Consider the following 10,440-nt stretch of genomic DNA (forward strand, 5'->3'; position numbering starts at 1 on the left):
GTACGTTGAGACAACTCGTTGACATACACTAAAAATCACATCATCTCGAACGCCAAAAGGAGGTGATATGAAGTGTTTCAGCGAGTTGAAAGAGAATTTAAACCTAGAAAACAATAATACCCACTGGCTCTTTGGCATCGGTTTATGTTGATGAATGGTTGCCCGCCTGCGCGGGCAAGACATTTTATTGTCATGTACATAGAATAAAGCACACCCCATTTGATACGCAAAGACAAACAGGACTTCATTTTCATGACAATCTCGCTATAATGAGGAACTTTCGATTTGGATGCCATTATGACTCTCTCGACCAAAGAATTGGAACACATTGCGCGTTTGGCTTATTTGGAAATTGATGCGGATCATTCAGCTCAATTAACTCAGGAAATCAGTTCAATAATGGATTTTGTTGATCAATTACGTGCGATTAATACCACAGATGTAGCCCCACTTTTTCATCCTTTTGCACTGCATCAACGTTTAAGAACCGATGAAATTACAGAAGCGGATTGTATCGCTGAATTGGAAGCAATTGCTCCCATGTTTGAAGACAATCTTTATTTAGTCCCTAAAGTTATAGAATCCGGTAAATAATCATGGAACAATTTTCTCTTACCCAACTTTCCCAAGCACTCCGCAATGGCGAATTAAGCAGCGTGGAATTGACGCAAGACAGCATTAATAAAATCCAGAGTAATAAGCATCTTAATGCATTCATCAGTGTTGATGCCGAGCAGGCGCTTATTGAAGCACAAAAAGCAGATCAATTAATAAAAAATGGGCAAGGTACCACACTGACTGGTATTCCCATGGCACTTAAAGATCTCTTTTGCACTAAAACGATGAAGACAACCTGTGGTTCACGAATGTTAGCCAATTTTCAGGCACCTTATGAAGCAACGATAGCAACAAAATTATACGAACATGGAGCAATACTGACAGGTAAAACCAACATGGATGAATTTGCCATGGGTTCTGCCAATGAAAACAGTTATTTTGGCTCCGTAAAAAACCCGTGGGATAATGAACGTGTACCCGGTGGTTCCTCAGGTGGCTCTGCTGCGGCTGTAGCAGCCGGTCTTGTTCCCTACGCCATTGGCTCTGATACAGGCGGCTCAATAAGACAGCCCGCTGCTTTTTGCGGCATAAGCGGTATTAAACCAACGTACGGATTAGTCTCACGATACGGTATGGTTGCCTATGCATCAAGCCTTGATCAAGCAGGGCCTTTAGCTAAAAGCGCGGAAGATCTCGCATTGATTTTACAAGCAATAGCTGGTTTTGATCCCCGAGACTCTACTTCAGTTGACCAAGCGATTCCTGATTATAGTACCGAAATTAATAAGCCATTGGATACGATACGTATTGGTCTACCTTCCTGCTTTTTTCAGCCTGAAGTTGATTCCAGCATCCAAAAAGCGATCTTGGAAGCAGTACAGGTTTTTAAAGATCTTGGCGCGCAAATTATTGAAATGGAACTGAAACTACAACCATTATGGGTGCCCTGTTATTATGTCATCGCCTGCGCCGAAGCATCTTCAAATCTGTCACGCTATGACGGGATCCGATTTGGCCATCGCAGTAAACAATCAGACAATCTGATGGAGCTCATCACTCATTCACGCAGTGAAGGTTTTGGAGCAGAAGTTCAACGTAGAATCCTCACTGGAACTCATGTGCTTTCGGCTGGATATTTTGATGCTTATTATCTTCAAGCGCAAAAAATCAGACGTTTAATTCAGGAAGAATTAACAGCCAATCTGAATACAGTAGATGTGATTCTTGGTCCTACCACTCCAACCTGTGCGTTTAAACTGGGAGAAAAAATTGCTGACCCAATTCAAAATTATCTTGCAGATGTATTTACTGTAGCAGCGAACCTTGCTGGATTGCCCGCTCTTTCAATACCAACAGGTTTTGCTCATGGATTACCCATAGGATTGCAATTAATGGGAAAACACTTTAGCGAAGCGCGTCTGCTTCACATAGCCCATCAATACCAACAACATACCAGCTGGCATATGACCAGCCCAAACAACATAGGGTGATTTATGGAATGGGATACCGTAATTGGGCTTGAAGTACATGCCCAGTTAAAAACAAAATCCAAATTATTTTCAGGTGCTTCGACCACCTTTGGTGCCGAACCAAACTCACAGACCTGTTTTATTGACGCTGGGTTGCCTGGAGTTCTGCCTGTTTTAAACCAAAAAGCAGTAGTCATGGCAATTCAATTCGGTTTGGCAATTAATGCGGATATTAATGATTTATCTGTTTTTGAGAGAAAGAATTATTTTTACCCTGATTTACCTAAAGGCTATCAAATTAGCCAATTCCAAAAACCAATAGTCAGCAATGGACAACTCAAGATCCAACGTGAGGATGGCACTTATAAGACGGTAGACATTGTTCGAGCTCACCTGGAAGAAGACGCAGGTAAGTCATTGCATGACGCACAAAGTGACTGTACAGGAATCGATTTAAACCGCGCAGGCACTCCACTTCTTGAAATCGTAACTGCTCCCTGTCTGCATACAGCAGAAGAAGCAATCAAATATTTAAAAACCCTACATCAGCTCGTAAGATTTTTAGGGATTTGCGATGGCAATATGCAGGAAGGCTCCTTCAGATGCGACGTCAATTTATCCATTAAACCCAAAGGCTCAACAGTTCTGGGCACCAGAACGGAACTCAAAAACCTGAACTCATTTCGATTTATTGAAAAAGCAATAGCCTTTGAACGCGCCCGACATCAGGACGTACTCGAAAGCGGTCAGAAAATTATTCAGGAAACACGCCTGTATAATCCAGATACTAATTCAACTCATGCGATGAGAGATAAAGAAAATGAAAACGATTATCGATATTTTCCTGATCCTGATTTGCTGCCCATACAAGTAACGCGTTTTCAAATTGCAGAAATAAAAAACAGCCTCCCAGATTTACCCGAGCAGATTTCTCGAGAGTTACAAGCGGTTCCCTCCTTAAATGATGAAGACATGAATTTTCTTTTATCATCGCCGGAAGCCTATCAATTTTATAAAACCGTAAAATCGTACACTAAAAGTACGGATAAATTGATTATCAACTGGCTCAAGGGACAATACGCTGCCTCGTTAAATGAACATAACTTGACCTTTGATACTCTGCCCGTCTCTGCGCAAACGCTGGCCAAATTATTGGATAAACTTCACGACAATACCCTTTCGTCGAGCAATGCAAAAATCATTTTCACTAAACTTTGGGCTGGTGAGGATGATGTAGAAGCTATAATGCAACGTGAAGGCTTTCAACAAATGGATAACAGTGCCGCTCTGGAAGAACTGATCATTAAAATCATTCACCAATATCCAGATCAGGCCTCGGAATATAAAGCGGGTAAAGAAAAACTCTTGGGATTTTTTGTCGGTCAAATAATGAAGCAGACTAAAGGCCAAGCAAATCCGGAACACATCAATACCTTAGTTAAAAAACATCTTGCTACCAACTAACAACACTTCATTAAAATATCAAAGCCTGACATGAAACCAGTGCAGGCTTTGCTCTAGCTGCCTCATCAGAAGTTCACAGAAATATGATTTTAAACCGGCTCGAGTCGCTCTTAATATTGAGTTAATGTGAGTTCGTTATAATCGCATCTAAAAAAAGCATCAGGGGAGTACAAATGATGAGCCGCCGATCTTTAGGATATGGGTTCTATACCCCAACTACAGGCAACTTGATAGATTATGAAATGGAGTCGGTCGATAAGCCGGGTTCTGTCGCGGACAATCATTCATCTGGGACACACGTCACCGTATGCCTCAAGCAACCTACCCGAATCCCGTGCGGGCCGCACGACATGACTTTGCAGTCACATGGATTCCTATTTGGTCTTGCTCCGGGTGGGGTTTTCCCTGCCACGACTGTTGCCAATCGCGCGGTGCGCTCTTACCGCACCATTTCACCCTTACCCGCTTGTTGCCAACTCTTGAAGGACAAGCCTAAAAAAGAAGAACAAGCGGGCGGTATATTTTCTGTGGCACTTTCCGTAGGTTCACACCTCCCAGGAGTTACCTGGCACCCTGCCCTATGGAGCCCGGACTTTCCTCCCTTTGTCGAAACAAAGAGCGATTGCCTGACCGACTCTGTTATCTATAGTAGCAGAGTGCCTAGCTAAAGACCACATATACCGATGAATAAATATTGAAAACTACTGAAGAAGTGCTGTATCCAGATAATAACTATCCAAATTAGAAATCACGAGTTCCAATAAATTCATCATCAAAATAACGCTTCAGTTTAGTACGTAAAGTACCACGGCTTACACCAAGAACTCGAGCAGCTTTTGACTGGTTGTAACGAGTCAGTTCCATAACAGTGCGAAATAATGGAGCTTCTACTTCTTCAACAATCAATTGATATAAATTTAAATTAGAATCTTTATTACCGACACTGGTTAAATATCCTTTTACTGCACTAATAACTTGATGCGACAGTGCTTCGTTACCTTGAACCACTTCTTGCATAACTGCATTCATTTTAATCTCCTAGTACAAAATAATGAATAATGTATTATGTTCGGCAGATCCACGCACCAAACACCATGACCGATATAATATCAAATATCTCAAAGAGTGTAAACATTGTTTCAATGATATTCATTTATTAAGGAAATATTAAGAACAATTATTGTATCATTTTCGAAAGGATTGTTAAAATAATTGTATGATTTATTTCATAAAATAGTCATTTAATAAGTGTTTTAAAAATATTCAATTTTTTTTAGCTGACTATTCACCAAATCAATAATAATGCCCGATGAGGTGTTCCTTCTTCTTCCTCACTCAATGGGAACTATGAACTATATGTTGAGACACCTTCCCTGAAAATCAAGGGGCAGTGCCTGGATGAATGAAGCTAAATCAATATCTTGTTGTAGGTGATTGATATTATTCTAAAATGCAGGGCAAGGTGCTCCCGGTGGATTGACTCTTCACAGGAGCAGGCACGAAGTTTTCTTTTCATCAAGGCTTCGTTCGTCTTCTAGAGTATTAGTACACGCTTCAATTCTTGTTGGTTTTAGAAAAACCAACTCGTTAAGGAGTTTCTCACATCCATGTTTCCCTTTGCTGTTAATTGTATAAGAACTATTGCCAAACAAAACCTGAACTTTACCGGTAAAACCCACTCTATATAAATAGCTCGAATGTATATCATTAATATCCGTTAAGTCTGTACCGCTGTCAGCACAGCTCACCTCATCTGCAGGAGTAGCTATGATAATAGATACAGTTGACAAATCCGTCTCAGTAGCGATTTGCGAAGCAATCCATCCGGCATATTTTGGACCAGGAGAAGTCGCCTGATATATTATTGCTTTTTCAACACCAGCGTAATTTGTGAAAGAAAAAATATACGCACTGCATGTTATTAAAGAAACCGCGCACAGGGATACTGTATGCTCACTTTGTCTGTCAATCACTAAACCTCTGATACAAACAGTATCAACTTCCCATATAAGAATTCTTTTATTCGAACGGGGATCCTCATAGATGAGCTCTAGCGATGGTTTTGCCATAGATTTAGTTTTATATAATTCTGATCCATAGAAGGTATACACAATAGCTTTACTCCGTTTATAAGCATAATGATTTAAATGATTTATTCATAGAAGAAAACAGGTACATTCTTTTTCGTCCTGACTTTGTTCCTCCTTTTCAAAAATCGAATAGACCTCAAGGCGTTTTGGACTGTTAAAAACCAAATCGTGGATGCATTTCTCATCACCGTGCTTGCCTTTGCTGTTAATTTTGTAATTAGTACAACCAAACAAAATCTGGGGCGCACTGGTGAATCCAATGCTGGATAAGTACTCTAAATAAGTTTCTTTAATGTCGATATAATCTGGATTACTGGCCAGGTTGATCACCCCATCTCCGGGAGTTGCGATAATAATTGATACCGTTGACAAATCAGTTTCAGAGGCAATTTGTGATGCTATCCATTGGGCAAACCTCGGGCCGCAGCTAGTCGCATGATAAATTATTGCTTTTTCAACACCATCATAATTCGTAAATGAAAAAATGTATGCACTACATGATATAAGAGGTTCTGCTATCAAGGTAACAGTGTGTTCAGTCTGCTGATTAATAATGACCCCTCTAATGCAACAAGATGGTCGTTCGGAAATGATGAGCGTTTTATTCTCCAAAGGATACTCGAAAATAAGCTCTAAAGAAGGTTTTACCAGAGGTTCACTTTTATAAAATCCTATTTCATACACGTTAACTACTCTCCATTTTGAACCAGGCACATCATTCGGCAAAAGAATTTTTTTACAAAAAAATGAGCATAGAACGAATAATCCATTATTTACCAAATTATCCTAACATGGACTCATAAAGCAGACAATCTCCAATAACAGAAGAGACCAGATAACTCATGTAGACCCCAGCTATCCATAGGAATATCGAAAGAGAGTTTATTGTGATTTTTTAAACACTTAGGAATTTGCCCTGTCGACCAGGGCAAAACAGAACAGTAATGAATTGCTTATACAAGAATGCATTTAGGCTACAGTAAAACTCTCTCCACAACCACACTGACCGGTTTGGTTGGGATTGTTAAATACAAATTTGTAATTTAATCCTTGCTTGACGTAATCAACTTGCATGTTTTTAAGAAAGGGCATACTAAGCTTATCAACACAGATCACATAGTTCCCTGACAAGGGCATGACCACATCCCCATCCAATGGGGCTTTTACATAGTCCACTACATAAGACAAACCAGAGCAACCTGTTTTTTTTACAGAAAGCCGCACACCATGGTTATCAGGATTTTTAGTCAAATAGGAAACCAGGTGTTTAATCGCTGATTCACTTAAAGTAATTCCTGGATCTTCATTACTGACGTGCTGCATCACCACACTCATGACTCATACCTCTCTAGTTTCTTCTTCATCAATATCAAGCTCTCTTGATAAACATCGTTTATAAGTAAAGCAACGGGATATTGGCTTACCGGGATTTCCAATGTATTAATTAGCATCTGATAACTGATAGTTTCTGTTTTCATCAGATCAGTACCTTCAAGGTTCCGGCATAACCATTCCATACCAGCAATGACAAAGGGATTCCCATTAGTCTTGAAACATACCGTAGTGATCAATCCGGTGCGTGAGCACTGAATATAAAGATCAATAATAATTCTTGGTTTGTGTTGTTCAATTCTACAGTAACTGACCAAGGGTTCTGACAAATCAAGAATCCCAATATGTCGGGGCTGAAAAAAACAATCCTGCACTATTTTATTATACATCATATAGGTAACATTTCATGCAATCGACTCACCTGATCGCAAATTACTGAAATTGCCTTATCAATTTGTTCTTTAGTAGTAAACCGTCCAATAGATAATCGGATGGAACTGTACGCTAAATCTTCAGTCAAGCCAATGGCTCTCAGGACATAAGAAGGTTGTATGCTTGCTGATGTACAGGCTGATGTAGTAGAAACTGCCAACTCCCTCAATGCTAATAGCAAGGCATCCCCATCCAATCCGGAAAAGGACATATTAAGGTTTCCTGCAATACGCTTTTCGGCATGCCCATTCAATTGGACTCCACCCAAATGTTTGATTCCATCCCATAATTGTTGACGATAAGACAGTAAACGGTTCTGTTCCTCTTCTCGCTCCTGTTCTGCTAATGCAAATGCTTCGCCAAAACCAACGATCTGATGAGTAGCCAAGGTACCAGAACGCAATCCGCCTTCATGCCCACCACCAAAGGTTTGAGCTTGCAATCTGATACGCGGTTTATGCCGAACGTATAAAGCACCTATTCCCTTCGGACCGTACATTTTATGTGCGGAAAAGGACATTAAATCAACAGGAAGCGTACTTAGATTAATTGCAATTTTTCCTGCACTTTGTGCTGCATCAACATGAAAAACAATGCCTTTATTTCGCAAAACCTCACCAATTGCTGCAATATCCTGAATCACGCCAATTTCGTTATTTACATGCATAATAGAAACGAGAATCGTATCTTCTCTCAGAGCGCCTTCAAGTTTTTTTAAATCGAGTAGTCCATCGGATTCGGGCTGCAGATAAGTCACCTCAAAGCCTTCTTTTTCCAATTGATGGAAACTGTCGAGTACTGCCTTGTGTTCAGTACTCATAGTAATAAGATGCATCCCTTTGTTTTTATAGAACCGTGCGGCACCAAGAATGGCCAAATTATCAGATTCAGTAGCGCCTGAAGTGAATACTATATCCTGGCTTGATGCCTGAACCGCATCGGCGATTTTAGCGCGAGCCCGTTCCACTGCCAAAGCCGCAGTTTTGCCATAGACGTGTGTAGACGAAGCCGGATTGCCAAAATGACCATCAGGACCCAAATAGTGAATCATTTGATCGATAACGCGGGGATCGACGGGGGTAGTAGCCATATAATCCATATATATTGGCAGATTAGACATCCAAGTCACTCCTGTTTTTTTTGCCAGCCCATTCCAGAGATTTTTGTACCTGACTTAACATCCCTCGTAAAATGCTGACTTCCATTTTTTCCAACATTACTCGATTAAACAATCGACGGACACGTTGCATCAATCGCCGTGGATTTGCTGCTTTTAAAAATTGAATCTCAATAAATACTTCTTTCAAATGCTCATAGAACTGCTCAATTTCATCTGCTGTGGCGTATTCATCAATGCGGGATGAAACGGTAGCTTTTGGCGACAGCAGATTCATTCGCAGTTCATAAGCAATAATCTGGACTGCTTGTGCTAAATTGAGCGAGCTGTATTCAGGATTACTGGGAATGTTAATGTGATAATGACATTTCAGTAATTCTTCATTTGTAAGTCCTGCATGTTCCCTACCAAATAGAATGGCAACCTGAGTGTTATCCGCTTGCTGACCAATAAGTTCCGCGCTGGATGCGGGAAGTAACCCTGGCAATGAGATCCCTCTCGGTCGGGCACTGGTGCCCAGAATTAATTGACAGCCAATCAGTGCATCTTCCAAGGTATCCGTTACTACCGCCGATTCCAGTACATCATCTGCACCAGCAGCCATCTCTTTCGCTTTATAATCAGGAAATGACTTTGGATTAACCAGGTAGAGAGAGTTTAAACCCATGGTTTTCATAGCACGTGCAGTTGAGCCAATATTTCCGGGGTGTGAGGTTGCAACCAGCACGATTCGAATAGAACTTAACTTCATAATAAAACTTATAATTGATACTTTATCTAACTATATCACAGCATTTATTGATTGGACTTCTCTATGTACAAAAAAAATGTGGTAGAATTGCTGATTTTGTAGATAAAGAGTATATCCATGGAACCACTTTTAAATATAGCAGTCAGTGCAGCACGTCAAGCCGGCGAAATCATTATCCGTCACATGGAACAGGTGGACCGCTTAAAGATTACAGCGAAAAACAGCCAGGAATATTTTAGCGAAGTGGATATCAAGGCAGAACAATCCATCATCAATGCAATCCATAAAGCCTATCCAGAACACGGTATTCTCGCGGAAGAAAGTGGATTTCAGGAAGGCGATGGTGAATCTGTATGGATTATTGATCCTTTGGATGGTACTTCAAATTACTTGCATGGATTTCCATTCTTCTCAGTTTCCATAGCCCTGAAAGTTAAAAACAGAATTGAACATGGCGTTATTTATGATCCTTTACGCCATGAATGTTTTGCCGCAAGCAGGGGAAGAGGCGCTCGATTAAACGACAGAAGAATCCGAGTATCCAAACAAACTCTGTTAAGCGCATCACTTATTGGTACTGGAGTTCCGTTTCGGAACCTGACTCTTGCACAAAGATATTTACCCACATTTGAAGCTTTAATGGGTAAATGCGCTGGCGTTAGACGAACGGGATCTGCCGCACTGGATTTAGCTTATGTCGCCAGCGGCCGGATTGATGGATTTTGGGAGCTGGGTTTACGTCCATGGGATATCGCAGCGGGTTCTTTATTAATCAGAGAAGCAGGTGGATTAATTAGCGACATCCATGGTGGGGACGATTTTTTACAAAATGGTGATGTGGTCGCGGGGACTCCTAAAGTGTTCAAGACGCTGCTTCAAACCATTGCTCCAGTTTTGAAATAACTGAATTCATTCTGGGATTTGACTCCCAAGAGCCTGGCTCTTGGTCAAATCCCAACCGATTTCCCGCGGCTATGACCCTATCTCTTGTGCACAACTCACTGAAAAGCCATATTTGGTGCATCTTGAGCGCACGCAAATCTGACTTTTCTCCAAGATTCAATATTTGTGACCAAGAGTTAGGGCTATGACCGCGGGATCCACATCCCGAAATAAAACGGGACTAACAACAAGGCAACGTCCCTGAAGTTTGTTTAGACAAGATTTAATCTTGAAATGAGCACAGATTTTTCAATTTCACTTCGAACTGCCCCCTCTCCCGCGATA

General features: G+C 40.9%; 11 protein-coding genes and 1 other RNA gene. 4 read left to right on the plus strand and 8 right to left on the minus strand.

What is annotated here, in order from left to right; translation table 11 throughout:
• Positions 1 to 297 precede the first annotated feature (297 nt).
• From gatC to gatB, 3 genes are read left to right on the plus strand one after another with little or no spacing between them, the layout of a single operon-like run.
• Positions 298 to 594: an Asp-tRNA(Asn)/Glu-tRNA(Gln) amidotransferase subunit GatC gene (gene gatC / locus G543_RS0109900; protein ID WP_028384381.1), complete on the plus strand. Its 297-nt coding sequence runs from the start codon at positions 298 to 300 to the stop codon at positions 592 to 594.
• A 2-nt stretch (positions 595 to 596) separates the two neighbouring features.
• Positions 597 to 2,048 carry an Asp-tRNA(Asn)/Glu-tRNA(Gln) amidotransferase subunit GatA gene (gene gatA / locus G543_RS0109905; protein WP_028384382.1) on the plus strand — a complete coding sequence of 484 codons (1,452 nt, stop codon included), beginning with the start codon at positions 597 to 599 and terminating at the stop codon, positions 2,046 to 2,048.
• A gap of 3 nt (positions 2,049 to 2,051) precedes the next feature.
• Positions 2,052 to 3,491, plus strand: a complete 1,440-nt coding sequence (gatB, locus tag G543_RS0109910) for an Asp-tRNA(Asn)/Glu-tRNA(Gln) amidotransferase subunit GatB (RefSeq protein ID WP_028384383.1) — start codon at positions 2,052 to 2,054, stop codon at positions 3,489 to 3,491.
• A 240-nt stretch (positions 3,492 to 3,731) separates the two neighbouring features.
• Here the strand turns inward: gatB and rnpB are convergent.
• From rnpB to trmJ, 8 genes are all read right to left on the minus strand, one after another.
• Positions 3,732 to 4,129: RNase P RNA component class A (gene rnpB / locus G543_RS18435), an RNA gene on the minus strand.
• 103 nt (positions 4,130 to 4,232) lie between these two features.
• A complete protein-coding gene (locus tag G543_RS0109920; RefSeq protein WP_028384384.1) occupies positions 4,233 to 4,520 on the minus strand; it encodes a helix-turn-helix domain-containing protein in 288 nt (95 codons plus the stop codon).
• Between the two features lie 455 nt (positions 4,521 to 4,975).
• The gene (locus G543_RS0109925) at positions 4,976 to 5,602 is read right to left on the minus strand and encodes a hypothetical protein (RefSeq protein WP_028384385.1); all 627 of its coding nucleotides are present in this window, start codon (positions 5,600 to 5,602) and stop codon (positions 4,976 to 4,978) included.
• Positions 5,603 to 5,647: 45 nt separating this feature from the next.
• Positions 5,648 to 6,265 (minus strand): hypothetical protein, encoded by a 618-nt coding sequence (locus tag G543_RS0109930; RefSeq protein WP_028384386.1) that lies wholly within the window; start codon positions 6,263 to 6,265, stop codon positions 5,648 to 5,650.
• 285 nt (positions 6,266 to 6,550) lie between these two features.
• Positions 6,551 to 6,916 carry a HesB/IscA family protein gene (locus tag G543_RS0109935; RefSeq protein ID WP_028384387.1) on the minus strand — a complete coding sequence of 122 codons (366 nt, stop codon included), beginning with the start codon at positions 6,914 to 6,916 and terminating at the stop codon, positions 6,551 to 6,553.
• A complete protein-coding gene (locus G543_RS0109940) occupies positions 6,913 to 7,305 on the minus strand; it encodes an iron-sulfur cluster assembly scaffold protein (protein WP_028384388.1) in 393 nt (130 codons plus the stop codon). The genes G543_RS0109935 and G543_RS0109940 overlap by 4 nt, the downstream gene beginning before the upstream one ends.
• Positions 7,302 to 8,465: an IscS subfamily cysteine desulfurase gene (locus G543_RS0109945; RefSeq protein WP_028384389.1), complete on the minus strand. Its 1,164-nt coding sequence runs from the start codon at positions 8,463 to 8,465 to the stop codon at positions 7,302 to 7,304. Before G543_RS0109945 ends, G543_RS0109940 begins: the two co-directional genes overlap by 4 nt.
• Complete coding sequence (gene trmJ / locus G543_RS0109950; protein WP_028384390.1) at positions 8,458 to 9,213, minus strand: tRNA (cytosine(32)/uridine(32)-2'-O)-methyltransferase TrmJ; 756 nt, start codon at positions 9,211 to 9,213, stop codon at positions 8,458 to 8,460. Before trmJ ends, G543_RS0109945 begins: the two co-directional genes overlap by 8 nt.
• Positions 9,214 to 9,330: 117 nt before the next feature.
• On the opposite strand from trmJ, the gene G543_RS0109955 reads away from it, so the two are divergent.
• The gene (locus G543_RS0109955) at positions 9,331 to 10,116 is read left to right on the plus strand and encodes an inositol monophosphatase family protein (RefSeq protein WP_028384391.1); all 786 of its coding nucleotides are present in this window, start codon (positions 9,331 to 9,333) and stop codon (positions 10,114 to 10,116) included.
• Positions 10,117 to 10,440 lie beyond the last annotated feature (324 nt).

This window comes from Legionella moravica DSM 19234, from assembly GCF_000423305.1.
Classification (GTDB): Bacteria; Pseudomonadota; Gammaproteobacteria; order Legionellales; family Legionellaceae; genus Legionella; species Legionella moravica.